Below are 25,811 nucleotides of genomic sequence, written 5' to 3'. Positions count from 1 at the left end.
ACTATTGCACGACCATGGCCAAGACAAAGAAGCGTTACATCTGCCAGGCTTGCGGCTCCGTCTCGCACCGGTGGCAAGGCCAATGCGCCGATTGCGCGGAATGGAACACGCTTTCGGAAGACGTTCCGGCGACGGTGTTTTCCCTGAAGCACGATTTGTCGAGCGGCGGACGTTCGGTCAAGTTCGTGGCGCTCGACGCCCCGGGTGAGGTGTTGCAGCGCCGCCCGACCGGGCTCGCCGAATTCGACCGCGCGCTGGGCGGTGGGCTGGTTCCGGGTTCCGCAATCCTGATGGGCGGCGATCCGGGTATCGGAAAATCGACCTTGTTGCTGCAGGCGGTGGCGAAGATTGCCCGGGCCGGCGGCGCGACGGTCTATGTCAGCGGGGAAGAAGCTGCAGGCCAGGTCCGCCTCCGCGCATCGCGGCTAGGGCTGGCCGATGCACCGATCAAGTTGGCCGCAGCGACATCGGTGCGCGATATCCTCACCACGCTCAACGACATGGAACCACCGGCGCTGCTGGTAATCGATTCCATTCAGACGATGCATTCGGACACGATCGAGGGAGCGCCGGGGACGGTAAGCCAGGTGCGCGGATGCGCGTTCGAGCTCATCCGGTTTGCGAAGGAGCGCGGCACTGCCCTGGTGCTGGTGGGGCATGTAACGAAGGACGGGTCGATCGCCGGGCCGCGCGTGCTGGAACACATGGTCGATGTGGTGATGAGCTTCGAAGGGGAGCGCAGCCACCAGTACCGGATATTGCGGGCGATCAAGAACCGGTTCGGCGCGGTGGACGAGATTGGCGTATTCGCCATGGCCGGCGCAGGGCTGGAAGAAGTCTCCAACCCCTCGATGCTGTTCCTGTCGGGCAGGGAGGCGCCCCTGGCCGGGAGCTCGGTGTTCCCCGCGCTGGAGGGCACCCGTCCGGTGCTGGTCGAAATACAGGCGCTGATCGTGAGATTGCAGAGCGGGGCAACTCCGCGCCGGGCGGTGGTCGGGTGGGACAGCGGCCGCCTCGCGATGCTGCTGGCGGTGCTTGAATCGCGCTGCGGCCTGAATTTCAGTTCCGCGGAGGTTTACCTCAATGTCGCTGGAGGATACCGCCTGTCGGACCCGGCTGCGGACGTGGCGGTCGCTGCTGCCCTGGTATCGGCGCTCGCCGACAGACCGCTGCCATCCGGCAGCACGTGGTTCGGCGAGATTTCGCTGGCCGGGGAAATCCGCCCGGTAGCACATGCGGGACTCCGGCTGCGCGAATCAGCCAAATTGGGTTTCGACAAGGGATTCGGCCCTGTTGCATCAGGCACACAGGGCGAAAAAGGTAGCGGGGAAGCAGACAAAGTTGCCAAGAATTCACCTAGATTTAACTATCAAACGCTCTATCAACTCAGCAATCTCGTCGATCGAATAGTATCGACCGCATAATTCAGGCCTGAACGTATGACCGGATTTGATATCATCGTTCTGATTATCGTCGGCGTGGCTGCTGCTGGCGGCTTCTTGCGCGGGCTGGTTCAGGAAGTCTTGTCGGTCGCCGCCTGGATGCTCGCGGTGTTCGCGATTCATTATCTCCACACGCCATTGTATAGCTGGTTGGAACCCAAGATCGGGACTCCGTCAGGGGCCGCGGTTCTTGCTTTCGCTCTGCTGCTGTTGATCCCCTATGCCGGGATGAAGCTTATTGCCGGCCGGGCGGGGTCCGCCTCGCGCAATTCTGTCCTCGGGCCGATCGACCGGGTTCTGGGCTTCGGGTTCGGCGCGATCAAGGGCGGGATCATCGTGGTCCTGGCCTTCTCCCTACTGGTCCTGGGGTACGATACGGTCTGGGGTGTGGCCGGCCGGCCGACCTGGATCACCACTGCGCGCTCCTACACGCTGGTCGATGCCGGAGCGGAGGCGCTCGTCGAGATGATCGAAGGCAGGCGCGCCCAATTGCGCAGCGCCAACGATGCCGTGCCCGATTGATGACCGCGCAGACCCCGACAAAGCTTTACACTCCTGAACTTCTGGCACTGGCGGTAACTCTCGCAGGGTACCCACTCGATCCGGCGCTACCGCTAGCTGGCGAAGCGCGTTCACGGACATGCGGTAGCAGCGTAAAAATGGGTGTTTCGACCGACGGTGAAGGACGAATCTCCTCCCTCGGCATGCAGGTCACGGCGTGCGCTGTCGGTCAGGCGGCGGCCGCGACATTCGCTGCAGCCGCCGCGGGCCGTTCCAACGATGGTATTGCTGAGGCCTTAAAGCAGCTCGAACTGTGGCTGGCAGGCGCGGGCGATCTGCCAGGCTGGCCCGGAATGTCGGCTCTTGTGCCGGCCCTCGATCATCCCGGACGGCATGGTGCCATACTTTTGCCGTGGAAGGCCGCCGCTGACGCGCTTTGCAAGGCCGAACAAGCGGGCTAAAGCGGCGGGCTTGCAGGCTCCACGGAAACTGCGGGGCGGTTGGAATTCGGGGGAATGAAAGCACCATGAGCACTATTGCGGCCGAAGGTACCATGCCTGGAACAGACCACACCCCCACGGCCAAGGAAATCCGGCTGGTCATCGCGGCGTCCTCCGCCGGGACCGTGTTCGAATGGTATGACTTCTTCATTTACGGTACCCTGGCCTCGCTGATCGGCGCGGCGTTTTTTCCCTCGGACAACGAAACGCTCGAAATGCTGTTGGTGTGGGCCGGATTTGCGGTCGGCTTCGGGTTCCGTCCGCTCGGTGCGATCCTGTTCGGTTACCTGGGAGACCGGCTGGGACGCAAATACACGTTCCTGGTCACGGTGACGCTGATGGGGATCGCGACGGCGGGCGTCGGGCTCATTCCCAATGCCGCCACCATCGGGATTGCCGCGCCGATCATCGTGATCCTGCTTCGCGTATTGCAGGGTCTGGCCCTAGGCGGCGAATATGGCGGCGCGGCGATCTATGTAGCTGAGCATGCCCCGCCGGAAAAGCGCGGTTTCTACACAAGTTTCATCCAGGCCAGCGTCGCCGGCGGCTTTGTGCTCAGCATCGCGGTCGTCCTGACGTGCCGCTTCCTGATCTCGGAGGATGATTTCGCGGCATGGGGCTGGCGGGTGCCGTTCCTGCTGTCGATCATCCTTCTCGCCCTTTCGCTGTGGATGCGGCTGAAACTGTCGGAAAGTCCGGTTTTCCAGGCGATGAAGGAAGCGGGCGAAACAGCGGAAAACCCGTTTGTTGAAAGTTTCACCTATCCGGGCAATCCGAAGCGCATCTTTGTCGCCCTGTTCGGGGTTGCAGGTGTCCTGACCGTGATCTGGTATACGGCGTTCTTTTCGGGCCTGTCCTTCCTGCGCGGCCCGATGCGGATGAACGAGGGGCTGGTGGAAATCATCATGCTTATCGCGGGCTGTCTCTCGCTCGGCCTCTACCTTGTGGTGGGCAAATGGTCGGACCGGGTGGGCCGCAAGAAACCGATCATGATCGGAGCGGTGCTTACCCTGCTGCTGCTGTTCCCGATCTTCTGGGGCCTCGGCGCGCTCGCCAATCCAGGCCTCCGGGCAAGCGCCAACAGTGCTCCGGTTGTAGTCACCGGCATGGCCTGTGACTACAACCCGTTCGCCAGCGACCAGGCGACGGATTGCGGCAAGCTGCTGCAGGACCTGACCTCCCTGGGCATACCTTACACCGTCCGGCAGTTCGACGCGGTAACATCGGGGCCGAGCAGGACGCCGGTCAACCTGAATGTCGGCGCGGCGGAATATGACCTTTCGGAAGGTGTCGACCTCGGCGCCGCCGAACGTAAACCCTACGTCCAGAGCCTGCTTCAGGAACAGGGTTATAGCTTCGAACGCCAAACCCCGCCGCTACCGAACATCATCGGGATCATCGCATTGCTGATCTGCCTGGGCGGATTGTCGGCGCTGACCTACGGGTCGGTGGCGGCGCTGCTATGTGAGATGTTCCCGGCCCGTATCCGGTACAGCTCCATGTCGATCCCCTACCACATCGGAGCGGGCTATCTCGGCGGATTTCTGCCCCTGATTGCCGGGTATATCATCGCAACGACAGGCAATGCGTATGCCGGGCTCTGGTACACCTGGGCGATCGTGGCGTTCGGCATGCTGGTTGCGTGGTGGGGCGTACAGGGCGGTCCGCCCCGCGATTTCAGCGATAATGCCTGAATATCCGGCGCAGCTTCCCCCGCCATCATTGCGACTGCGGATCGATCATCGGGCGCTCGCCGAAAACTGGCAGGCGCTGAACCAACTTTCCGGTTCGGCGGTAGCGGGCGCAGCGGTCAAGGCCAACGCCTATGGGCTGGGCGTGGCAGAGGTGCTGCCCACCCTGGTCCAAGCTGGCGCGCGCAGTTTTTTCGTAGCGCATTGGAGCGAAGTTCCGGGCGTGATCGCCCACGCGCCGCCGCAATCGGTCTCGGTCCTGCACGGGCCCTTGAGCGAGGCTGACGCGTCTTTCGCGCGGCGGGCCGGTGTGAAGCCGGTGCTAAACAGCCTGCGTCAGGTTCGGCTATGGCGAGACAGCGGCGGCGGGATCTGCGACCTGATGATCGACACGGGCATTAACCGTCTTGGGCTATCGATGTCGGAAATCGGCGACCCGGCACTGCAGAACCTCGAAATCGACGTACTGATGTCGCATCTCGCATCGGCCGACGAGGATAGCGACCTCAACGCCGTGCAACTCGAGCGATTCAGACAAGCCGCCCAATCGATAAATGCAAGGAGGCTGAGCCTGGCGAACAGCGCCGGGATCGCACTCGGGCCGGACTACGCCTTCGACCTGACCCGCCCGGGCCTAGCGCTGTATGGCGGGGTCCCGCGGGCGGAATTGGCGGGAAGGATTGCGCAGGTCGCAGCGCCGCAAGCGGCGATCCTGCAGCGCCGTCTGCTCCAAGCGGGCGACTCGGTGGGCTACAATGCGGTTTTCACTGCACCGCGTCAGATGGAAGTAGGGGTCGTCTCGCTCGGCTATGCCGACGGTTTCCTACGCTGCTGGACTGGTAAGGGCGCGCTCAAATCGGGCAGCGCCAGCCTGCCGCTGCTGGGCAAGGTATCGATGGACATGGTCGTGATCGACCTTTCTGCTGCGCAGCATTTGCGCGAAGGCGACTGGGTCGAAATCCCGTACAACCTCCCAGAAGCCGCTCGAATCAGCGGCCTGTCGCAATACGAATTGTTGACCACTCTGGGGCCCAGATACCGGGCTTGAGAACTTTTCCGGCGAATATGTTGCACTGCACACACTGCAACTGCTATAAGTAGCCTTACAGTCATAAACAGGGTTCCTTCATGGCCAAGCGTGATCATAACGTCGGTGATGCCGTCATTATCAAGAAATACGCCAATCGGCGGCTTTATAATACCAGCTCGTCCAGCTACATAACGTTAGACGATCTGTCGAAAATGACTCGTGAGGGAACGGATTTCATAGTTCTTGATGCGAAAAGCGGCGATGACATTACGCATTCGATACTAACCCAGATCATTATGGAAGAAGAAGCGAGCGGTGAGCACATGCTTCCGGTCAGCTTTTTGCGTGACCTGATCGGGATGTACGGTAATTCGATGCAGTCGATGATGCCGCACTACCTTGAAGCGGCAATGGTCAACTTCCGCGAGAATCAGGCGAAATTGCATGAAGCACTGCGGACAAATATCGGCAACAACCCGCTGACGAAAATGGCGGAAACCAATATGGCGATGATGCGTGCCGCGACAAAGGCGTTCATGCCGGGCGCCTCCGAAGGGAAAGCAGTTGCCGATAGTTCGGCGGACGGAGGCGACAACTCGGAACTGAACGAACTCCGCCAGCAGATGGCTGCCATGCAGAAGAAGCTGGACGAACTCAGCAACTAAGCTGCGCGCTTGACGTTACGCGCTGCCGCATTAACAGTTTTGGCGCACGTTTTTCAGCTTAATCCTGAACGGAACTCCCTTGTCCAATATCCGTCACGCCTTGACCGCGCGCCGCGCAGATGACTTTGCCGCCTGGTATCAGGAGGTCATCTCCGCTGCCGATCTCGCCGAAGAATCCGGCGTTCGGGGCTGCATGGTCATCAAGCCGTGGGGTTACGGCATCTGGGAGCGCATCCAGCGTCTGATGGACGACCGGATCAAGGCGACCGGACACGACAATTGCTATTTCCCCATCTTCATCCCGCTATCCAATTTCGAGCGCGAGGCGGAGCATGTCGAAGGCTTTGCGAAGGAAATGGCGGTGGTCACCCATCACCGCCTTATCGCGGACGAAAATGGCAAGTTGATCCCTGACCCGGCTGCGAAGCTGGAAGAGCCGCTAGTGGTTCGCCCGACGTCGGAAACCATCATCGGTGACGCGATGGCGCGGTGGATCCAGAGCTGGCGCGACCTGCCGCTGCTGACCAACCAATGGGCCAACGTCGTGCGCTGGGAAATGCGCACCCGGATGTTCCTGCGCACCAGCGAATTTCTGTGGCAGGAAGGGCATACCGCGCATGAAAACGCGGCCGATGCCAAGGAACACACATTGCGGATGCTCGAGGTATACCGGGCCTGCGCCGAAGATGATCTGGCGATGCCGGTAATCGCGGGCGAGAAGCCTGAAAACGAGCGCTTTCCCGGTGCCGTCGAAACCTGGTCGATCGAAGCGATGATGCAGGACGGCAAGGCGCTGCAGGCCGGCACTTCGCATTATCTCGGGACCAATTTCGCGCAAGCTTCTGGCATCCAGTACCAAAACCGTGAAGGCGGGCAGCAATATTGCCACACGACCAGCTGGGGCACCTCCACCCGACTCATCGGCGGCGTGATCATGACGCATGGCGACGATGACGGCTTGCGCGTTCCGCCCGCAATCGCGCCCCATCAGGTGGTCATTCTTCCGATGCTGCGCGACAAGCCGGAAGACGAGGCGCTGCTGGCGTATTGCGAAGACCTGCGCGCGGCGATTGCGGGAACCTCGACACTCGGCGAAAAAACGCGGATCCTGCTGGACAAAAAGCCTGGCAAGGCAGCGGCCAAGCGGTGGGACTGGGTGCGTAAAGGTGCGCCAATTATCCTCGAGGTGGGCGGCCGCGACATGGAGAACGGGACTGTCAGCCTGCTCCGGCGGGATCGGTTGTGGGACGCCAATGGCAAGCCCGACTTTTCCGCACCGGCCGCGTCCGATGCAACCGGTTTGATCCCGGGACTGCTCGAAGAAATCCAGCAAGCGCTTTACAACGAGGCCGCGGCGCGGCGCGACGCGAACATTACGCGCGGCATCACCAGCCTGGACGAATTGTCGGCGTTTTACAGCGGCGATGCGAAGTACCCCGGATGGGCTGAGGTCCAATGGTCCAAACCGACCGGGGCGGCGCTCGATGCAGTGGTGGAAAAGCTCAAGGCCCTGAAGCTGACTGTCCGCAATGTGCCGATTGGTGCCGAACCCGTCTCGGGAACCTGCATTTTCACCGGCGAACCTGCGGCCGAACGGATCTATGTCGCCCGCGCCTATTAGGTAATCCTGTCTTGCCAAAGCCTTGGTAACAGGGACATACAGGGTAATGCAGAAAATTACCCTGGCCGGCGCCTCGCTTCTTGCTTCCCTTGCGTTTAGCGGACCAGTCGCGGCGCAGGATGGCGCCGCGAGCGAGGTTTCCGAGACCCGGCTTCGCGCGGATATCGATGCGCTCGTGGGCTTTGGCACCCGGCACACACTGTCGCTGCAGGACCACCCCACGAGAGGGATCGGGGCCGCGCGCAAATGGGGCGAGAGCGAATTCCGCAAGGCAAGCGCCGCTTGTGGGGGCTGCCTCGAGATCGTGTTGCCCGAACGCATGGTGGAAGGGCGGCGAATTCCCACACCGACCCGGCTCGTCAACGTGGTTGCGATCCAGCGGGGAACCGAACGGCCCAACGAAGTCACGATCGTGCAGGGCCATATCGACAGCCGTGTGTCGGACGTCTCCGATTTTGCCAGCGATGCGCCCGGCGCGAACGACGACGGTTCTGGTACCGCCTTGGTCGTCGAAGCTGCGCGGGTCCTGTCGGGCAAAAGCTACCCCACAACGATTGTCTACGCCTTGCTCTCGGGTGAGGAGCAGGGGCTATATGGCGGCCAGCTGCTCGCCGATTATGCCGCAGAACAGGGCTGGACAGTCAAGGCCGTGCTCAACAACGATATCGTCGGCGGAAGTTGCGGTTCGGACGGCTATTGCGATGACGGTCATGTCCGGGTGTTCTCGGAGGGGCCGCGCGCCGATCTGACTGATGAAATCCGGGCAGACCAACGGCGCAACGGCGGTGAGAACGACAGCCCGGGCCGTAATTTGTCGCGCTGGATCGACGCGTTGGCCGAAGAAAGCCCCAGCGGCCTCGATGTCCGCCAGATCTGGCGTACCGACCGGATGGGGAGGGGAGGGGATCAGATCCCGTTCCTCGAAAAGGGTTATCCGGCAATCCGTTTCTCGGTGGCCGTGGAGGATTACGATCACCAGCATCAGGACCTGCGGGTCGAGGACGGGGTTACGTATGGCGACACCGTGGACGAGATGGATTTCCCGTACCTCGCCAAGGTGACCCGCCTGAACATCCGTGCGCTGGACCGGTTGGCCCGCACCCCGATGCCGCCCGCCCCGGTGGCCGAGGCGGCGGTGCAGACCTTCACCTCGCTCAAATGGGAACCGGTGCCCGGCGCGGTCAATTATACGATCTGGAAGCGGCGAACCGACATGCCGAACTGGGAAGCCGAACCGGTGATCGAAAAAGTTGTCGCCACCAGCGCCAATCTGGAAGGCGTTCGCGGCGATGACTGGTTCTTCGGTGTCAGCGCGCATGGTCCCGATGGTTCCATGAGTCCGATTGCTAGCGCCGTTCCCGCAGGCGGATTCGCGCCGATCGCCGAGTAGCGACCGCAGGTTCGGCACGGTGACGCCGCTCGACACGAACCGTGCCAGCGAATAGGACCTTGGGATGAACAAACGCCCCCGCACAAATCAACCGACCGGCATGCCTACGCAGGCACAGGTAATCGAATTCATTCAGACCGCCGACGGAGCAGCCGGCAAGCGGGAGATCGCCAAGGCATTCGGCCTGAAGGGGCAAGAGAAAATCGCGCTCAAGAAATTGCTGCGCGACATGGCGGAAGAGGGCCTGATCGACGGCAAGAAAACGGCCTATCACCGGATGGGAGGCGTCCCGAAGGTCACGGTCCTGCGCGTGGTCGAAATCGAGGACGGCGAGCCGCTGGCCATTCCGGACAGCTGGCAGCCCGATGACGCCACGCCGCCGCCGCGCCTGCGCATAATCGAACCCAAGAAAGGCGGCGCGCGCCAGGCGGCGTTGGGGGTCGGAGACCGTATCCTGGCGCGGACGGAAGAGACCGGCGGCGGGTGGCGCGCACATGTCATGAAGAAACTGCCGGCCAAGACGGAAGGCATGATGGGCGTCGTCGAGATCGATGCCAACGGCAAGGCCTGGCTCGCACCGGTGGACAAGCGCGTGCGGCAATCGAGCCCGATCGCCGACCTTGGCGGTGCGGAGGCAGGCCAGTTGGTGATGACCGAGGCCGCCGGGAAATCGCAGCGCTCCGGCGTCAATGTGATCGAAGTCCTCGGGGACCCGCTGGCGCCGAAGAGCTTCAGCCTGATTGCCATTTCCAAGCATGGCATTCCCAACGTGTTCGGGCAGGACACGCTCGCCGAGGCCGAACTGGCGGCGAAATTGCCGGTCAGTGCCGAGACCCGCGAAGATCTCCGCCACCTGCCGATCGTCGCGATCGATCCCGCCGATGCGCGCGACCACGATGACGCGATCTGGGCAGAACCGGACGGGAAGGGCGGCTTCCGGGCCTTGGTGGCGATTGCCGACGTGTCCTATTACGTTCGCCCCGGCGGCCCACTCGACCGGGAGGCCCGCAAGCGCGGCAATTCGGTCTACTTCCCCGACCGCGTGGTCCCGATGCTGCCCGAAGTGCTCAGTGCCGACGTTTGCTCCCTGCGCCAGGGTGAGGACCGGGCGGCGATGGCTTGCCACATGGAAATCTCCGGTGACGGCAAGATCACCAGCTGGCGCTTTACCCGCGCGATTGTCCGGATCGACGAGGTGATCGCGTATGAAGATGCGCAGGAGCGGATCGACAGCGAAAAGGCCAAGGAAAACCTCGTCAATTTGTGGGAGTGCTGGAAAGTTCTCGCCGATGCCCGCGCCAAGCGCGATCCGCTCGAACTGGACCTGCCGGAACGGCGCGTAATGCTGAACGAGCAGGGCAAGATTACCGAAATCGCCATCCGCGAGCGGCTCGATGCACACCGCGTAGTCGAGGAGTTCATGATTTCTGCCAATGTCGCCGCAGCGAAAGCGCTGGAAAGCAAGACCGCTCCGGTCGTCTACCGGGTGCACGAGACTCCAAGCCGCGAGAAGTTGGTGGCGCTGCGTGAATATCTCGAAACCTTCGGCAAGAAGCTCGCGCTGGGGCAGGTCATCACGCCGTCGCTGTTCAACCGCATGTTGAAGGATGTCACCGACGAATCCGAAAAAGCGCAAGTGATGGAAGCGGTCCTCCGCAGCCAGACGCAGGCCTATTACGGTCCCAGCAACGCAGGCCATTTCGGGCTGTCGCTCGGCTCCTACGCGCATTTCACCTCACCGATCCGCCGTTACGCCGATCTGCTCGTTCACCGTTCGCTGGTCGATGCATTCAAGCTGGAACAGCCCAAGCCGAAAACGTCCCTTCCGCCGCTGTCCGGGCTGGTTGACCGCGACCGGGATGACCTGGCAAAGATCAGCGAAGCCATCAGCGGTACGGAGCGGCGAGCGATGGAGGCCGAGCGCGACACGATCGATCGCTATGTCGCCGCATGGCTCTCCGCCCGGGTGGGCGAGACATTCGAGACGCGCATAACCGGCGTGCAAAGCTTCGGTTTCTTCGCCACCATCGTCGGGCAGGGAGGGGATGGGCTGGTACCGGTTTCGACCCTGGGTTCGGATTACTACAATTACGACGAAGCAGCCCGCGCGCTGATCGGGGAACGGTCCGGTACCCGGTTCGATACCGGACAGAAACTCGAACTGACTCTCGCGGAAGCCAACCCCTTGACGGGTGCCTTGAAATTCCAGCTTCCGGAGACGGACGGCCAGAAGATTGAACCCCGCGGCAATCGTTCGGATTCAAAGCGATCGTTCAAGGGTAGCGGCAAGGGACCGGGCAACGGTTCCGGCGGGAAAGGTTCACAAGCCGGCAAATTCCGCACTGGCCCGCGCGGCCGCCCGGGCAACATCCGGCACCAGGGACGCAAGAAGAAATAACTCAGGCGGAACGCGCGGCGCGGCGCGTGCATTGGTTAGGGGAAGGAGAATTATATTGCTCACCCCAGGCCAGAAAGTACCCGACATCGACTTGCCTCTGACGATCCAGGCGCGGTTCGAACTTTCCAAACAAACACCCCAAAACTTCACCATGCTGGTGTTCTACCGCGGTAGTCACTGCCCGATCTGCCGGAGTTATCTGGAAGAAATCGGCGGGCGACTTGATGACTTTACCTCGCGCGGAATTTCTGTGTTCGCAATCTCGATGGATGACGAGAAGCGTGCACAAAAAGTCGACGAGGATTGGTCAACCGGCGACCTGCCGCTGGTTTACGATTTGTCGGAAGACGCCGCACGCGAATGGGGGCTCTATATCTCGGAGAAACGCGAAGGCAGCGAAGAGCCGGACACGTTTTCCGAACCCGGCCTGTTTATCCTGCGTCCCGACATGACGCTGTTTTTCGCAGTCACCCAGAGTGCGCCGTTTACGCGCCCGCCGCTGGACCAGTTGCTCGACGCGCTCGATTACGCGAAAAAGAACGATTACCCGGCGCGTGGCAGTCTGAGCTGACCTCAAGCAAGCCGGTCGATATCTTCCGCCGAAAACGATCCCGGGACGATGTACAGCGGGCAGGGCAGGGACCCGGCGTGAGCGGAGAAGTGCGTAATAAGCGGGTTGGAACCACCTTCGCTCGATGCGCCCAGAACAAGCGCCGCCACTTCGGGATGTTCGGCGAGATATTCCTTGATCACGGCCTGACCCGCACCAGTCTTGACCGCGATGGTCGGCATCTTGCCGCTTTCGGAAAAGAGACTTCCCGCCGCGCTGCTGGCCATGACTTCCGCCCGGTCGTACGCTTCCTGTTCGATTGTCGCCTGGACCCCGCCAAACGCGTTGAAATTCTGTTTGGCAACCAACGCCAGAATATGCACGGCCGCCCCACTGGCGGCTGCACGGCGAGACGCGAACCGCAGGGCCACCCGCGCCTCCTCCGTCTCGTCCATGATCACCAGATAGACGCGCATGAAACTCTCCCTTGCCGGACTATCCGATGAAAACGTATTCGGCGCAAGAACCTTGCCCGCTGGCGGCAAATTGGCCAGAGGTTGTCTGAAACATTAACAGGACTTGTCGTACACCCATGCCCACGCCCATCAAGATGCCCGCATTGTCCCCGACCATGGAAGAAGGCACGCTCGCGCGCTGGCTGGTGAAGGTGGGTGACAAGGTCAGTTCCGGCGATATCATGGCCGAGATCGAAACCGACAAGGCGACCATGGAATTCGAAGCTGTCGACGAGGGCACGATCGTCAGCATCGATGTCGATGAAGGTTCCGAAGGCGTTAAAGTCGGCACAGTTATCGCGACGCTGGCGGGCGAGGATGAAGATGCCTCGGACGCCCGCGTGCCCGCCAAACCCGCCGACACAGAACAGGACGAGCCCGAAGCGCCTGCACCTGCTCCAGCCTCTTCGGAAGACCAGATCCTGATTTCGCCATCGGCACGGAAAATCGCCGAAGAACGCGGTGTAGACCTATCTGGCGTCACCGGAACCGGCCCGAACGGCCGCATCGTGAAGGCCGATGTGGAAAATGCTCCAGCGGGCAAGCCGGCCGAGCCCGCGCCTGCCAAGTCTGCCGCGCAAACCCCGGCCCCAACTGCCAGCCCGGCCCCATCAGGAGACCGCATCATCGCCTCCCCGCTGGCCAAGCGGATAGCCGAACAGAAGGGCATCGACCTTGCCTCGCTTACCGGATCGGGTCCCAACGGGCGGATCATCAAGGCGGATGTGGACGGTGCCAAGGCGGGTGCCGCCGCTCCGAAATCTGCGTCCGAACCTGCAGCGGCACCGTCGCCAGCGCCGGCTACCGACACGAATGTTCCGGATTACGGCATTCCCTTCGAAGCGGAAAAGCTCAACAACATCCGCAAGACGATTGCGCGCCGCCTGACCGAAGCCAAGCAGACGATCCCGCATATCTACCTCACCCTCGATGTCCGGCTCGACGCTCTGCTCAAGTTGCGGAGCGAACTCAACGCCGCGCTCGAACCGCAGGGAATCAAGCTGTCGGTCAACGATTTACTGATCAAGGGGCTGGCGAAGGCACTGCAGCAGGTGCCATCCTGCAATGTCAGCTTCGCCGGTGACGTGCTGCGCAAATACAGCCGGACTGACATTTCTGTCGCCGTGGCGGCGCCATCCGGTCTGATCACTCCGATCATCGTCGATGCGGCAAACAAGTCGATCTCGGCGATTTCCATCGAGATGAAGGAATTGGCGGGCAAGGCACGCGACGGCAAGTTGCAGCCGCATGAATTCCAGGGCGGGACCGCCAGCCTGTCCAACCTCGGGATGTTCGGGATCAAGCAGTTCGATGCAGTTATCAACCCGCCTCAAGCCATGATCCTTGCGGTCGGTGCGGGGGAGAAGCGTCCGGCTGTTACCGACGGCGCGCTATCCATCGCCACGGTGATGAGTGCCACGGGCAGCTTTGATCACCGCGCCATCGACGGTGCGGACGGCGCGCAACTGATGCAGGCTTTCCAGCAGATCGTGGAGAATCCGCTGGGGCTGGTGGCCTGATACGATGCGAATTTCCGGTTGCTCATCCCTGCTGTTTCTGGCCTTAGCCGCCAGTCTTTCCGGCAGCCTGTCGGCCCACCCCGTCGAGGAACCTGTACGGGCTCCGATGGTCGGTCTTGAAGGCCCGGCGTCGGATGCATGCCCGGGTATCGGCCGCGTCAACGGTCTGGAGCCGCGCAAGGGTGATTTGCTGCGCGTGCGTGCGGAAGCTAACGAAGTCGCCGAAGTCACTGACGAGCTTGCCGTTTCGACGCTGGTTTGGCTGTGTGAAGCCGACGAGGATTGGCAGGGAATTGTCTATCCCAAGGGTGAATTCCAGGAACTGGGCGATTGCCGCGTCAGCAGCTCACTCGCCGAGCCCGAACCGTATGTAGGTCCTTGCCAGTTCGGCTGGGTGCAGGCGAAATACGTCGAACTGGTCGCCGGTTGACCGGCACGGTTTCCAATCGAAATACCAATCGGAGTAGCTATGGCTTCCCAATATGATGTGATCGTTCTTGGTTCGGGCCCCGGCGGGTATGTCGCGGCAATCCGCTGCGCGCAGCTGGGTCTCAAGACCGCCATCGTCGAGCGCGAGAACCTCGGCGGTATCTGCCTTAATTGGGGTTGCATACCGACCAAGGCACTGCTTCGCTCGGCGGAGATTTTTCACTACATGCAGCACGCCAAGGATTACGGGCTGGCGGCGAAAGAGATTACCGCTGATCTCGATGCGGTGGTCAAGCGTTCGCGCGGGGTGGCCAAGCAACTCAGCCAGGGCATCGCGCACCTGATGAAGAAGAACAAGATCACCGTCCACATGGGCGAGGGGACGCTGAAGGATGCGGCCACGCTGGAAGTAAAGGGCGACAAGGGCAGCGAAACACTCTCCGCCAAGCACGTCATCGTCGCGACCGGTGCCCGCGCCCGTGACCTTCCGTTCGCGCCTGCGGACGGCAAGCGTATCTGGACCTACCGCCACGCGATGGTTCCGCCTGAAATGCCGAGCAAGCTGCTGGTCATTGGGTCGGGCGCAATCGGCATCGAGTTTGCCAGCTTTTACAACGATATGGGCGCGGACGTTACCGTGGTCGAAATGCTCGACCGGATTGTCCCGGTGGAAGACGCCGAAGTTTCCGCGTTCCTGCAGAAATCCCTGACCAAGCAGGGCATGGATATCCGCACCGCGACCGGTTTGGAGGACCTCAAGGCATCGGATAAGGGCGTCACAGCCAAGATCAAGGGCAAGGACGGCAAGGTCACGACCGAGGAATTCAGTCACGCGATCGTCGCCATCGGGATCCAGCCCAATACGGAGAATATCGGGCTGGACGGGGCGGGGGTTACAATGGACCGCGGGTTCATCCAGATCGATGATTTTGGCCGTACCGGGACCAAGGGACTGTGGGCGATCGGTGATTGTGTTCCGGGACCTTGGCTGGCGCACAAGGCAAGCCACGAAGGTGTCACCACGGCCGAGGCAATTGCACAGGAATTGGGCAACAAGGACGTCCATCCTCATCCGCTTGACCGGAATTCGATTCCGGGTTGCACCTATTGCCACCCGCAAGTCGCCAGCGTCGGCTTAACGGAAGCCAAGGCGAAAGAAGCCGGTCACGAGGTGAAGGTGGGCAATTTTCCCTTCATCGGTAACGGCAAGGCCATCGCGCTCGGAGAGGCCGAAGGCTTCATCAAAACCGTATTCGACGCGAAAACTGGCGAGTTGCTTGGTGCTCACATGGTCGGCGCGGAAGTCACCGAACTGATCCAGGGGTATACCGTGGGCAAGGTTTTGGAGACGACCGAGATTGAGTTGATGGGTACTATCTTTCCCCACCCCACTCTTAGCGAAATGATGCATGAAAGCGTGCTTTCGGCTTACGGCCGGGCACTGCATATATAATTCATTTAGCACAATGAAAACCGGCCCGGGACAACTTAGTACCGGGCCGGCTAGATTTTGATTTCGTGAACAATCCCGAATTATTCGGGAGGGGTGTCACCCGCATCGGCTTCTTCAACATCGATTGTGGGAACTTCGACAGTTCTTTCTTCCGTCCCAACTTCGACATCTGCCGTATCGACATCATACTCCGGCATGTTTCCGCCCTCGACATTTACCTCGGGCATTTCACCTTCTTCGGTCTGGTCGACATCACAGGCGGCAAGTCCGAGCAGTGCTACGCTGGAAAGGGTCGTTATCAGAATCTTGCGCATAATCGTCTTCTCCATTTCAGCCCCAGAACGGTTGCCGGGATGAATTAGTTCCGAAAAGTAGAAACTCCGCGCTGAGATTGCAGGAGAAAAACGCAGTTCGGCGCAGAAATGCTTAGTCAATCCGCGCAAAATTGGCTGTACCGGGTGAAGCCGAGCGCTTCGGTGGCGAGTGCACATCCGGCTCATCGATGAGTTTCGCCAGAGCAATCGCCAAGCTAGAAAGCCGCTTCTGGTTGAGGCGATAATAAACCAGTTTGGCATCCTTGCGAGTTTCCACCAGATCGGCACTACGTAAAACCGCGAGCTGCTGCGAAAGCGACGGCTGCCCGACTTCCGCAACTTCTTCGATTTCACCGACATTGCGTTCCGCCCCGACCAGCGCTTGCAGGATGCGGTAACGAACCGGATGGCCAATGGCCTTGAATTCCTCGATCGGCGCCATTGTCATATTCGAGTTTCCTTACCCGCTTCCTCGAGGAACCAGGATGTCGCGTCTCCGGCGGAGAAAATTTCATCGATCTCGACCTTGGGTTGTCGCAGCAGCGAAGCGCCCGGCGCCCAGTTTGCCGGGGCAAGTGCACCGTGCTTGTCGACTGCCTTCAAGGCATCAAGCGTTCGCAGCATTTCGGGCACCGACCTTCCGACATTGGCCGGATAGCAGGTCATGGCCCGGATAATACCGTCCGGATCGATGAAGAACGTGGTGCGCACGGCACCGCTGTCATGGTCATCCGCGGAAACCATTCCATAAGCGCGACCGATCACCAGGGTAGGGTCTTCGAGGACGGGAAAGCGGACCTCCACGTCGAACCGGTCGCGGATCAGCCTCAGCCACGCGAAATGCGAAAACAGGCTGTCCACGGACAGGGCCATGAGAGCGCAATCCCGCGCCTCGAACTCGGCCGCGTCCTGCGCGAGCGCGACGAATTCCGTCGTGCAGACCGGCGTGAAATCCGCCGGGTGCGAAAACAGGATGAGCCACCGGCCGCGGTAGGCCGATAGCTGCACATTCCCTGCCGTGCTGCGGGCCGAAAAATTTGGGGCAACGTCACCAATTCGTAAACCGGTATGGGGCGCTAGTCTTGGTTCGGGTTCACTCATGGCGACCCTGTTATCACTTGACTCTAGAAATGCAATACATATACACAATTTATGAAAACGTATATCGGAGAGATGAGATGGCCAGTTTCGAACCGGGTATCAAAGCTGCTACCGGACAGATCGTAAGGGCGCTGGAAGACAAGAGCCTTCGTCCGTCGATCGCGGGCTTTTTCGACGAGGCGACCAACACCATCAGTTACGTGGTCCATGACCCCAAGACCGCAGAAGCCGCGATCATCGATTCGGTGCTCGACTATGAAGCGGCATCGGGCCGGACCTCCAACGGGTCGGCGGACCGTATTGCCGAGTATGTCACTTCAAAAGACCTGAAAGTCATGTGGCTGATAGAAACGCATGCGCATGCCGATCACATCTCGGCCGCACCGTACCTGCAGGAAAAACTTGGCGGAAAGCTGGCGATCGGACGCGAAATCATCCGGGTGCAGGAAGTGTTCGGCAAGCTGTTCAATGCCGGTACCGATTTCGAACGCGACGGATCGCAGTTCGACAAGCTTTTCGACGATGGAGAAACGTTCAATATCGGCCAGCTCGAAGGAATAGCGCTCCACGTCCCCGGGCATACCCCAGCCGATATGGCCTTCATTATCGGTGACGCGGCGTTCGTCGGCGATACGATCTTCATGCCCGATTTCGGCACGGCCCGTGCCGATTTCCCCGGGGGCGACGCACACCAGTTGTTCCAGTCGATCCGGCGCCTGCTGTCCCTGCCGAACGAAACACGGCTCTTCCTGTGCCATGATTACAAGGCGCCGGGACGCGATGACTATGCCTGGGAAACGACTGTGAAGCAGCAGCGGGAAGGCAATGTGCATGTCAAGGACGGCACGACCGAAGACGAATTCGTCGCCATGCGGACTGCCCGCGACAAAGATCTGCCGATGCCTAACCTGATCATGCCGAGTGTGCAGGTTAACATTCGCGGGGGCCGATTGCCGGCACCCGAAGACAACGGCGTCAGCTATATCAAGATACCGGTCAACGCGGTCTGAACGCCAGGCTTCGGGTTATCCGCGAAGGAAGCGGGTGATCGCCATGAACTGAATTCTGGAGAGTGCACTATGGCGATCACCGTCTCTCACGACATTGTTATCATTGGCGGCGGATCAGCAGGGATCGCAACGGCGTCCTCGCTCCTCAAGCGGCGCCCATCGCTCGACATCGCGGTCGTCGAACCGAGCGAGGATCATTATTACCAGCCCGGCTGGACGATGGTGGGCGGCGGCGTTTTCGAGGCGCCGGTGACCCGCCGTTCGACAGCAAGTGTGATGCCGAAGGCGGTGACATGGATCAGGCAGGCGGCGGCGACCTTCCAACCGGAGAACAACCAGGTCACTTTGGGTGACGGAACCAACATCAACTACAAGCTGTTGGTGGTCGCACCCGGTATCCGGCTGGCGTGGGAACAGATCGAGGGGCTCGAAGAGACGCTGGGCAAGAACGGCGTCACTTCGAATTACCGCTACGACCTGGCATCCTATACCTGGGAACTGGTCAGAAATTTGAAGTCCGGCCGCGCGATTTTCAGCCAGCCGCCGATGCCGATCAAATGTGCCGGTGCCCCGCAGAAGGCGATGTACCTGTCCTGCGACGTATGGAAGGACTCCGGCGTCCTTGGCAACATCGAGGTTGAGTTCCGCAACGCGGGCGGGGTTCTTTTCGGGGTCGAGGCCTATGTTCCCGCGCTGATGGAATATGTGGATCGTTACGGAATCCAGCTGAAGCTCGGCTCCCGCCTTGTCGCGGTTGACGGCGCTTCGAGGACTGCAACGTTCGAAACTGCCGAAGGCAAGGTGACGCGCGAATTCGACATGCTGCATGTCGTGCCGCCGCAGGTCGCTCCGCAATTTGTCGCGAACAGCCCGCTGGCCGCCGAGAGCGGCTTCGTCGACGTCGATCAGTTCACGATGCAGCATGTCCGGTATCCGAATATATTCGGCCTGGGCGACGCGGGTTCGATGCCCAACGCCAAGACAATGGCCGCTGTCCGCAAGCAGGCGCCGATCGTAGCGTGCAATGCGCTTGCCGTGCTGGACGGGAAACAACCGATGGCCGATTACGACGGCTACGGTTCCTGCCCTCTGACGGTCGAACGCGGGAAGATCATCCTTGCCGAATTCGGCTACGGGGGCAAATTGCTTCCGAGTTTTCCAACCTGGCTGATCGACGGGAGGCGGCCTGCGCGATTGTCGTGGCTGCTCAAGTCCGAAGTGCTGCCATGGGTATACTGGAACGGCATGCTCAGGGGCCATGAATGGCTGGCAAAGCCGAATGAACGGCGCGCGGCGTAATGCCTGCGGATTTGCCCGCGTCCGGCGCTTCGATCAGCGCCGGGGGCAAGAGCAGCAGCCTGCTCGCGCGATATCTGCCGATTACCGAGTGGGGGCGAACGTATAACCGCGCGGTCCTGGCCAACGATCTGGTGGCGGCGGTGATCGTCACCATCATGCTGATTCCACAGAGCCTGGCCTACGCGCTGCTGGCCGGACTTCCCCCGGTCGTCGGACTGTATGCCTCTATCCTGCCGCTGGTCGCCTACGCCATTTTCGGGACTAGCCGGACGCTGGCCGTCGGGCCGGTGGCTGTCGTGTCGCTGATGACCGCGTCGGCCGCCGGCGCGGTCGCGGCACAGGGTTCGCCGGAATATCTCGAAGCCGCGATTACCCTTGCTGCCCTGTCAGGCATCATGCTTGCCATCCTCGGGTTTCTGCGACTGGGGTTTCTCGCCAACCTGTTGTCACATCCGGTGATCAGCGGTTTCATCACCGCGAGCGGCCTGCTGATCGCGACCAGCCAGCTCAAGCATATCCTCGGCGTCGACGCGGGCGGTGACAACTGGCCGGATATGCTCGGGTCGCTTGCGGGGTCTATCGGGCAGGCTAATGTGGCGACGCTGGCGATCGGCATCCCGGCGACGTTGTTCCTGTTCTGGGTCCGCAAGGGCGCGAAACCGGCGCTGGTAGCCGTAGGCCTGAAGCCGCGCACTGCGGAACTGATCGTGAAGGCCGGACCGGTGGCCGCGGTGGCGCTGACAATCCTTGCGGTGCTGCTGTTCGATCTGGGGGCCAAGGGCGTCAACCTGGTGGGCGCCATTCCTTCGGGGTTGCCGCCGTTCGCTGTGCCCTCGACCGACCTCGCTCTGATCGAGAAGCTGTGGGTCCCGGCGCTGCTGATCTCGATCATCGGCTTCGTTGAGAGCGTATCCGTCGCCCAGACCCTGGCGGCCAAGCGCCGGCAACGGATCGCGCCCGATCAGGAACTGATCGGGCTAGGCGCGTCGAACATCGCGAGCGCCTTGTCGGGCGGTTACCCCGTCACGGGCGGGTTTGCCCGCTCGGTTGTGAATTTCGATGCCGGTGCGGAAACACCGGCGGCGGGCGCATATACTGCGGTAGGCATCGGGCTGGCGTCGCTGTTTCTCACCCCGCTGCTATTCAGCCTGCCGATCGCCACGTTGGCGGCGACCATCATCGTCGCCGTGCTGAGCCTCGTCGACCTCAAGACGCCCGGCCAGTTGTGGCGGTATTCCAAGGCTGACTTCGCGGCGCATATCGCAACGATCGGGATCACCTTGATGGCCGGGGTGGAGATGGGCGTGATCTCCGGGGTCGGGGTAGGGCTCATGCTGTATCTATGGCGCGCATCGCGGCCTCATGCAGCAATTGTCGGGCGCGTCCCCGAGACGGAACATTTCCGCAATGTCGACCGGCACGATGTCTTCACCGTCCCGCATGTCCTGTCGATCCGGATCGACGAAAGCCTGACCTATCTCAACGCGCGCTGGCTCGAAGAATACGTGCTGGAACGGGTGGCCGAACGCCCGGCACTTCGGCACATCATCCTCATGTGCAGCGCCGTGAACGAGATCGACGCGTCGGGCCTCGAAAGTCTCGAAGCTATCAATCACCGGCTTACCGATGCTCGTGTCGGGATGCACCTGTCGGAAGTAAAGGGCCCGGTAATGGACCGGCTCAAGCGCACCCGCTTTATCGATGAACTGAACGGGCGGGTCTTCCTGTCACAAAATCGCGCGTTTGCCGAATTGGCCAAAGACGACGGTCTTGGAACAGCTGCGCCGAACGACATGGCGCGCGGAATGATTTAACACCGTCGATAATGGTTATTCGGTTACTGTAATCGATTAAACGGATTGGACGCTTGGCTATGTTCGCACCTAGGTAAATCGAATCGATCGAAAGGAACCTGCGATGAGTTTGCATATCGGCGATACCGCCCCCGATTTCACCGTCGATACACAAGATGGAGTGATCAGCCTGCATGAATGGGCCGGTAGCAGTTGGGTGTTCTTCTTCAGCCACCCCGCGGATTTTACCCCTGTCTGCACAACAGAAATGGGACGTACGGCGCAACTCGCGGGTGAGTTCGAACGGCGGAACGTCAAGCCACTCGGGCTATCGACCGACATTGCGGAAGAACACCGCAAATGGATCAGGGACGTCAACGAGACCCAGCACACCACACTCGAATTTCCGATCGTGGCCGATGCGGACCTCGCGGTTGCCAGACTTTATGACATGATTCACCCGGATCAGAGTGAAACGGCGGCAGTCCGCTCCGTGTTCATCATTGATCCGGAAAAGAAAATCCGTCTGATGATGACTTATCCGATGAGCGTGGGCCGCAATTTCGACGAGATACTGCGCGTGATCGATGCACTCCAACTGAGCGACCGCAAACGCATCGCTACGCCGGCCGACTGGCAGGTGGGCAAAGCGGTTATTATCCCGCCGTCCATCAGCAACGAGGAAGCCAAGGCGCTTTTCCCCCAAGGCTGGACCGAACATCGACCCTATCTGCGCACCACGATGGTCGCGTGATTTAAGGTTGCGAAACTTTGCGGGGGCAAGGGTGCGTGAAGGAATATCCGGTGCAACGCGTTGCCCCCGTACCGCACCGGTGATACCCCCTCGCAGGTTCGAAAAATGCGGCCAACGCTTAATCTGACTGCTGCGAGCAGATCGGTGGCGGCAAGGCATAGCGGGTTGAATGACGAATAGGGAACGGAGCGCCCAGGCAGCAATTCATGTACTGTGCTTAGTTCATTCATTTCCACCCGCAGCATGCTCCTCGCCATCTTCATGTTGATGGCGGGTAACGGCGTGGTTGCTACTTTGGTCAGCTTCCGGCTGGAAAGCGCGGGAACGCGGGCCGGGATCATCGGGCTGGTCGCGACATGCTATTTCGTTGGCCTCACCATCGGTGCGCTTCGGGCCTTGCCGATCATCCAGCGCGTAGGACATATCCGTACTTTCGCAGCCGCGGTGTCTCTTCTGTCGGCTTCCACGCTGGCATATACCGTCGTTGAGGGCGCTGGGTTCTGGGCAGTGCTGCGCTTCACCGACGGGCTGTGCGTCGCCGCCGTATTCGTCTGCCTTGAAAGCTGGCTCAACGAACGGGCCGAGCCCAGCACGCGCGGTTCGATCCTCGCGTCTTACATGATTTCCCTTTATGCAGGTCAGGCGGTGGGGCAGTTCCTCCTGAACCTCGACAGTTCTGCCGCGGCAGCTTTCGTGGCATCGTCCCTGCTCGTTTCGCTATCCGTCCTTCCCATTGCGCTCACCCGTCTGGAAGAACCGGCAGTAGCGCGTCAGGCACCCCTTTCGATCCGCAGCCTTTACGCGGCATCGCCGCTGGGGGTGGTCGGGTGCGGCATGACCGGGCTGATGCTCGGCGCCTTCTATGGCCTGGGGGCCGTGTATGCACGCCGTATGGGACTGGAAATGTCGGACATCGCATTGTTCATGAGCGTGGTGATCGCCGGAGGCGTTGCGCTGCAGTGGCCGGTCGGGTGGCTTTCCGACCGGTTCGACCGGCGCATGGTCATCGTTGCAACCCTGCTGGGGGCGACGGCTGTCTGCGCCGGATTGGCATGGCTTACAGGCGCAGGCCCCCTGTTGCTGATACTCGGCGCGATCTTTGGCGGTCTTAGCTTTGCGCTCTATCCCCTGTGTGTGGCGCATACCAACGATCACCTGAGTGCGGACCAGCGGGTCAGCGCCAGCGGCGGTCTTGTGCTGACTTATTCGATTGGCGCAGCGGCGGGGCCCACTGCGGGTGCCGGAGTAATGATGGCCGCAGGCGAAGGTGGATTATTCCTGTACATCGGCACCTGCGCCTTGCTTACATTGGTTTTTGCGCTTTGGCGGCAGCTTCGCCGCGAGCCCGTACCGAGTGAATTGCAACAGCCCTACCAGATGCTGCCGCGCACCACGCCCGCCGCCGCAGAGCTCGGCCCGCTCCCCCGTTCGGATAGTTAACCGGCACACTTTCTTGCAACCGATCGCCATCTGCTGCGTTCACAGAGCAATGCCAGAACCACGCAGGAAAATACTTTGACCGATCCCGTCCTGGAGGAAGCCGCTCCTTTGGCGACCACTGCGCGAATTCAGGTCAACCCGCCGGTATTTTATATATCTGCCGGCCTTATCCTTCTGTTCGCTATCTTCGGTGTCGTCTTTGCAGAACCCGCAGCGGCGGTGTTTGCCCGTGTTCAGGCGTTTATCGTCGCGGATTTCGGCTGGTTCTATGTTGCTTCCGTAGCTGGCTTCCTGGTCTTTGTAATTTATCTCATGATCAGCCGGCATGGCGATGTGAAGCTCGGGCCTGACGATAGCGAGCCGGATTACAGTTACCTTTCCTGGTTTGCGATGCTGTTCAGCGCGGGGATGGGCATCGGTCTCGTATTTTTCGGAGTAGCGGAACCCATCCAGCACTACGCTGCGCCCCCAAGCGGTGAGGGCGGCACAATAGAAGCGGCACGGCAGGCAATGGTCCTGACGTTCCTCCATTGGGGCCTCCACGCTTGGGCGATCTACATCGTCGTGGGCCTTGCGCTGGCATATTTCGCGTTTCGCAGGGGGTTGCCCTTGGCACCGCGCTCGCCGCTCTATCCCCTGATCGGAAAGCGCATCTACGGACCAATCGGCCATGCGGTCGACATTTTCGCGGTTATCGGGACGATGTTCGGCGTGGCGACATCGCTAGGCCTGGGGGTCCTGCAGGTGAATGCGGGGTTCAATTATCTTTTAGGCATCCCGGTTTCGATTATTACGCAATTGCTGCTCATAGCGGGGATAACCGCCATCGCGACGCTGTCTGTTTTTCTTGGATTGGACCGGGGGGTGAAGCGACTTTCGGAACTCAACATCATCCTTGCCGTCTTGCTTCTCGGCTTCGTACTGTTCGCAGGCCCGACGATATTCCTGCTCGACGCGTACCTGCAGAACATCGGTGCTTACCTCGACTCGCTCGTCCAGCGCACGTTCCGCCTTTATGCCTACGAACCAAACCCTTGGCTTGGCGATTGGACGCTGTTCTACTGGGGATGGTGGATCGCGTGGTCCCCGTTCGTGGGTATGTTCATCGCCCGGATTTCTCGGGGCCGGACGATCCGCGAGTTCATCAGCGGCGTGCTGCTGGTGCCGGTGCTGTTCAGTTTCCTCTGGATGACCGTATTCGGCAACACCGCGATAGCGCTGGATATGAGCGGGGTAGCGCCGATCGCCAAAACCGCTCTCACCAATCTGCCCGTGGCGCTGTTCGAGACTCTGGCAGCGCTGCCATTCAGCGCTATCACCTCCTTCATCGCGACCCTGCTGGTGATTACCTTCTTTGTAACCTCGGCGGATTCGGGTGCGTTGGTCATGGACACGATCACTTCGGGCGGCGCTGAAAATCCGCCGGTCTGGCAACGGATTTTCTGGGCTGTATGTGCCGGGACCATTGCGGGCGTGCTGCTACTTGCCGGCGGCCTCCAGGCCCTGCAGACAGCCGCGATCGCCAGCGCCTTGCCATTCGCGGTGGTCATGATTTTCATCTGTGTCGGCCTGCTGCGTGCGCTGCAAATGGAAAAAGAGGGTTCGGCGATCGACCTCTCGAAAATCGAGCCTGCCGTTGCCGATCCTGACCTGAGCTGGCAGCAGCGTCTCGCCTCCTTGATGCATCATTTCAACGCTGCGCAGATTGCAAACTTCATCGGTGTCACTGCTCGGCCTGCGCTGGAAGCCGTCGCCGCACAAATGCGCGAGAACGGATTCTCACCGGCCATAACCGAGGGGCCTGACCGCCTCGACTTGAAGATACCCCATGGGGAGAGGGGCGAGTTCAACTACACGGTCCGTTCGAGAAGTTACCTTTCGCCCAGCTTCATGTGGGTAGAGCGGCCCAAGTCCGCTAGCGGGGAGCATCGTCACTTCCGCGCCATGGCGCACAGTTCAGAGGCCGATCAGCCGCATGATGTGACAGGGTTCACGCAAGACCAGCTCATCAACGATCTGCTCAATCGCTACGCCCGGTTCCGCCAGACCCGCCACATCACCGGACCCTCACCGGCATAGCCGTCGGGACCAGGACACGCTGTGAACGGGCTATTTTGCACTCAAGCCGGCTCCTCACGGCGCATCAGGATCGTTCCTGGATCACCTTGGCGAATACCGGCCCGGATAAATCGCTGAAAAGTCGTGGAAAACGGCTTTCTTTTAACTGCCCACCTAGAGCTAATTCTTGTCGGCTCGGACAAGCGGCAGCCGCGCACTTCCGAAATCGCAACCAGCACGGTTTCGCCTGCAACCTTCAAATTGGGTAGTAGACATCGAGTTGCATGGCATCCCCGGAACACTGGCGCCAACTTATGCAGTTGTGGCGTGAATGCGA

At 60.9% G+C, this 25,811-nt stretch carries 23 protein-coding genes; 19 read left to right on the top strand and 4 right to left on the bottom strand.

The window, feature by feature from the left end:
• Window positions 1-14: 14 nt before the first annotated feature.
• The 10 genes from radA to GRI65_RS04000 all read left to right on the top strand — a co-directional run bounded on the left by radA (window position 15) and on the right by GRI65_RS04000 (window position 11,809).
• Window positions 15-1,424: a DNA repair protein RadA gene (radA, locus tag GRI65_RS04045; RefSeq protein ID WP_160755212.1), complete on the top strand. Its 1,410-nt coding sequence runs from the start codon at window positions 15-17 to the stop codon at window positions 1,422-1,424.
• A 15-nt stretch (window positions 1,425-1,439) separates the two neighbouring features.
• Window positions 1,440-1,964 carry a CvpA family protein gene (locus tag GRI65_RS04040; RefSeq protein ID WP_160755211.1) on the top strand — a complete coding sequence of 175 codons (525 nt, stop codon included), beginning with the start codon at window positions 1,440-1,442 and terminating at the stop codon, window positions 1,962-1,964.
• Window positions 1,964-2,404: an iron-sulfur cluster assembly scaffold protein gene (locus GRI65_RS04035; protein ID WP_160755210.1), complete on the top strand. Its 441-nt coding sequence runs from the start codon at window positions 1,964-1,966 to the stop codon at window positions 2,402-2,404. The genes GRI65_RS04040 and GRI65_RS04035 overlap by 1 nt, the downstream gene beginning before the upstream one ends.
• Window positions 2,405-2,469: 65 nt before the next feature.
• Window positions 2,470-4,137, top strand: coding sequence for an MFS transporter (locus tag GRI65_RS04030; RefSeq protein ID WP_232843907.1), 1,668 nt, complete (start codon window positions 2,470-2,472; stop codon window positions 4,135-4,137).
• Complete coding sequence (alr, locus tag GRI65_RS04025; protein WP_202391092.1) at window positions 4,130-5,182, top strand: alanine racemase; 1,053 nt, start codon at window positions 4,130-4,132, stop codon at window positions 5,180-5,182. The genes GRI65_RS04030 and alr overlap by 8 nt, the downstream gene beginning before the upstream one ends.
• Window positions 5,183-5,262: 80 nt before the next feature.
• Complete coding sequence (gene phaR / locus GRI65_RS04020; RefSeq protein ID WP_160755209.1) at window positions 5,263-5,829, top strand: polyhydroxyalkanoate synthesis repressor PhaR; 567 nt, start codon at window positions 5,263-5,265, stop codon at window positions 5,827-5,829.
• 79 nt (window positions 5,830-5,908) lie between these two features.
• Entirely contained in the window at window positions 5,909-7,450 is a 1,542-nt protein-coding gene (locus tag GRI65_RS04015) for an aminoacyl--tRNA ligase-related protein (RefSeq protein ID WP_160755208.1), read from the top strand.
• A 46-nt stretch (window positions 7,451-7,496) separates the two neighbouring features.
• Window positions 7,497-8,840, top strand: a complete 1,344-nt coding sequence (locus GRI65_RS04010) for a M28 family peptidase (RefSeq protein ID WP_160755207.1) — start codon at window positions 7,497-7,499, stop codon at window positions 8,838-8,840.
• Window positions 8,841-8,904: 64 nt separating this feature from the next.
• On the top strand, window positions 8,905-11,238 hold the full coding sequence (rnr, locus tag GRI65_RS04005) for a ribonuclease R (RefSeq protein ID WP_232843906.1): 2,334 nt from the start codon (window positions 8,905-8,907) through the stop codon (window positions 11,236-11,238).
• A 55-nt stretch (window positions 11,239-11,293) separates the two neighbouring features.
• On the top strand, window positions 11,294-11,809 hold the full coding sequence (locus GRI65_RS04000; RefSeq protein WP_160755206.1) for a peroxiredoxin-like family protein: 516 nt from the start codon (window positions 11,294-11,296) through the stop codon (window positions 11,807-11,809).
• A gap of 2 nt (window positions 11,810-11,811) precedes the next feature.
• On the opposite strand, the gene GRI65_RS03995 is transcribed toward GRI65_RS04000, so the two are convergent.
• Window positions 11,812-12,264: a universal stress protein gene (locus tag GRI65_RS03995; protein WP_160755205.1), complete on the bottom strand. Its 453-nt coding sequence runs from the start codon at window positions 12,262-12,264 to the stop codon at window positions 11,812-11,814.
• Between the two features lie 116 nt (window positions 12,265-12,380).
• On the opposite strand from GRI65_RS03995, the gene GRI65_RS03990 reads away from it, so the two are divergent.
• Genes GRI65_RS03990 through lpdA form a run of 3 tightly spaced genes read left to right on the top strand, consistent with a single transcriptional unit; the run spans window position 12,381 to window position 15,705 of the window.
• The gene (locus GRI65_RS03990) at window positions 12,381-13,823 is read left to right on the top strand and encodes a 2-oxo acid dehydrogenase subunit E2 (protein WP_160755204.1); all 1,443 of its coding nucleotides are present in this window, start codon (window positions 12,381-12,383) and stop codon (window positions 13,821-13,823) included.
• 4 nt (window positions 13,824-13,827) lie between these two features.
• On the top strand, window positions 13,828-14,253 hold the full coding sequence (locus tag GRI65_RS03985; RefSeq protein WP_160755203.1) for a hypothetical protein: 426 nt from the start codon (window positions 13,828-13,830) through the stop codon (window positions 14,251-14,253).
• 39 nt (window positions 14,254-14,292) lie between these two features.
• Entirely contained in the window at window positions 14,293-15,705 is a 1,413-nt protein-coding gene (gene lpdA, locus GRI65_RS03980; RefSeq protein ID WP_160755202.1) for a dihydrolipoyl dehydrogenase, read from the top strand.
• Window positions 15,706-15,785: 80 nt separating this feature from the next.
• Here the strand turns inward: lpdA and GRI65_RS03975 are convergent, their stop codons facing one another.
• From GRI65_RS03975 to GRI65_RS03965, 3 genes are all read right to left on the bottom strand, one after another.
• A complete protein-coding gene (locus GRI65_RS03975) occupies window positions 15,786-16,019 on the bottom strand; it encodes a hypothetical protein (RefSeq protein WP_160755201.1) in 234 nt (77 codons plus the stop codon).
• Window positions 16,020-16,131: 112 nt separating this feature from the next.
• Window positions 16,132-16,461, bottom strand: coding sequence for an ArsR/SmtB family transcription factor (locus GRI65_RS03970; RefSeq protein WP_232843905.1), 330 nt, complete (start codon window positions 16,459-16,461; stop codon window positions 16,132-16,134).
• Window positions 16,462-16,463: 2 nt separating this feature from the next.
• The gene (locus GRI65_RS03965) at window positions 16,464-17,120 is read right to left on the bottom strand and encodes a peroxiredoxin (RefSeq protein ID WP_160755199.1); all 657 of its coding nucleotides are present in this window, start codon (window positions 17,118-17,120) and stop codon (window positions 16,464-16,466) included.
• A 77-nt stretch (window positions 17,121-17,197) separates the two neighbouring features.
• Here GRI65_RS03965 and GRI65_RS03960 point away from each other — a divergent pair, with 77 nt between their 5' ends.
• The 6 genes from GRI65_RS03960 to GRI65_RS03935 all read left to right on the top strand — a co-directional run bounded on the left by GRI65_RS03960 (window position 17,198) and on the right by GRI65_RS03935 (window position 25,495).
• Complete coding sequence (locus GRI65_RS03960; protein ID WP_160755198.1) at window positions 17,198-18,130, top strand: MBL fold metallo-hydrolase; 933 nt, start codon at window positions 17,198-17,200, stop codon at window positions 18,128-18,130.
• A gap of 69 nt (window positions 18,131-18,199) precedes the next feature.
• Window positions 18,200-19,429 (top strand): NAD(P)/FAD-dependent oxidoreductase, encoded by a 1,230-nt coding sequence (locus GRI65_RS03955; protein WP_160755197.1) that lies wholly within the window; start codon window positions 18,200-18,202, stop codon window positions 19,427-19,429.
• Window positions 19,429-21,243: a SulP family inorganic anion transporter gene (locus GRI65_RS03950; protein WP_160755196.1), complete on the top strand. Its 1,815-nt coding sequence runs from the start codon at window positions 19,429-19,431 to the stop codon at window positions 21,241-21,243. The genes GRI65_RS03955 and GRI65_RS03950 overlap by 1 nt, the downstream gene beginning before the upstream one ends.
• Window positions 21,244-21,346: 103 nt before the next feature.
• Window positions 21,347-21,976: a peroxiredoxin gene (locus tag GRI65_RS03945; protein ID WP_160755195.1), complete on the top strand. Its 630-nt coding sequence runs from the start codon at window positions 21,347-21,349 to the stop codon at window positions 21,974-21,976.
• Window positions 21,977-22,189: 213 nt separating this feature from the next.
• A complete protein-coding gene (locus GRI65_RS03940) occupies window positions 22,190-23,416 on the top strand; it encodes an MFS transporter (protein WP_160755194.1) in 1,227 nt (408 codons plus the stop codon).
• A gap of 75 nt (window positions 23,417-23,491) precedes the next feature.
• Window positions 23,492-25,495, top strand: coding sequence for a BCCT family transporter (locus GRI65_RS03935; protein ID WP_202391089.1), 2,004 nt, complete (start codon window positions 23,492-23,494; stop codon window positions 25,493-25,495).
• The last annotated feature ends 316 nt before the right edge of the window (window positions 25,496-25,811 follow it).

The sequence above is a fragment of the Allopontixanthobacter sediminis genome, from assembly GCF_009828115.1.
Classification (GTDB): domain Bacteria; phylum Pseudomonadota; class Alphaproteobacteria; order Sphingomonadales; family Sphingomonadaceae; genus Allopontixanthobacter; species Allopontixanthobacter sediminis.
The sequence above is the reverse complement of the archived record's forward strand: the minus strand, read 5'-3'. Positions and strand labels throughout refer to the sequence as shown.

Excerpts from the sequence above, each read along its gene's own strand:
- radA (WP_160755212.1), top strand. The coding sequence starts at position 15 with ATGGCCAAGACAAAGAAGCGTTACATCTGCCAGGCTTGCGGCTCCGTC.
- GRI65_RS04010 (WP_160755207.1), top strand. The coding sequence starts at position 7,497 with ATGCAGAAAATTACCCTGGCCGGCGCCTCGCTTCTTGCTTCCCTTGCG.
- GRI65_RS03985 (WP_160755203.1), top strand. The coding sequence starts at position 13,828 with ATGCGAATTTCCGGTTGCTCATCCCTGCTGTTTCTGGCCTTAGCCGCC.
- GRI65_RS03995 (WP_160755205.1), bottom strand. The coding sequence starts at position 12,264 with ATGCGCGTCTATCTGGTGATCATGGACGAGACGGAGGAGGCGCGGGTG.
- GRI65_RS04035 (WP_160755210.1), top strand. The coding sequence starts at position 1,964 with ATGACCGCGCAGACCCCGACAAAGCTTTACACTCCTGAACTTCTGGCA.
- GRI65_RS04030 (WP_232843907.1), top strand. The coding sequence starts at position 2,470 with ATGAGCACTATTGCGGCCGAAGGTACCATGCCTGGAACAGACCACACC.
- GRI65_RS03970 (WP_232843905.1), bottom strand. The coding sequence starts at position 16,461 with ATGGCGCCGATCGAGGAATTCAAGGCCATTGGCCATCCGGTTCGTTAC.
- GRI65_RS03955 (WP_160755197.1), top strand. The coding sequence starts at position 18,200 with ATGGCGATCACCGTCTCTCACGACATTGTTATCATTGGCGGCGGATCA.
- GRI65_RS03945 (WP_160755195.1), top strand. The coding sequence starts at position 21,347 with ATGAGTTTGCATATCGGCGATACCGCCCCCGATTTCACCGTCGATACA.
- GRI65_RS03975 (WP_160755201.1), bottom strand. The coding sequence starts at position 16,019 with ATGCGCAAGATTCTGATAACGACCCTTTCCAGCGTAGCACTGCTCGGA.
- lpdA (WP_160755202.1), top strand. The coding sequence starts at position 14,293 with ATGGCTTCCCAATATGATGTGATCGTTCTTGGTTCGGGCCCCGGCGGG.
- alr (WP_202391092.1), top strand. The coding sequence starts at position 4,130 with ATGCCTGAATATCCGGCGCAGCTTCCCCCGCCATCATTGCGACTGCGG.
- GRI65_RS03950 (WP_160755196.1), top strand. The coding sequence starts at position 19,429 with ATGCCTGCGGATTTGCCCGCGTCCGGCGCTTCGATCAGCGCCGGGGGC.
- GRI65_RS03960 (WP_160755198.1), top strand. The coding sequence starts at position 17,198 with ATGGCCAGTTTCGAACCGGGTATCAAAGCTGCTACCGGACAGATCGTA.
- GRI65_RS03965 (WP_160755199.1), bottom strand. The coding sequence starts at position 17,120 with ATGAGTGAACCCGAACCAAGACTAGCGCCCCATACCGGTTTACGAATT.
- phaR (WP_160755209.1), top strand. The coding sequence starts at position 5,263 with ATGGCCAAGCGTGATCATAACGTCGGTGATGCCGTCATTATCAAGAAA.
- rnr (WP_232843906.1), top strand. The coding sequence starts at position 8,905 with ATGAACAAACGCCCCCGCACAAATCAACCGACCGGCATGCCTACGCAG.
- GRI65_RS03990 (WP_160755204.1), top strand. The coding sequence starts at position 12,381 with ATGCCCACGCCCATCAAGATGCCCGCATTGTCCCCGACCATGGAAGAA.
- GRI65_RS04040 (WP_160755211.1), top strand. The coding sequence starts at position 1,440 with ATGACCGGATTTGATATCATCGTTCTGATTATCGTCGGCGTGGCTGCT.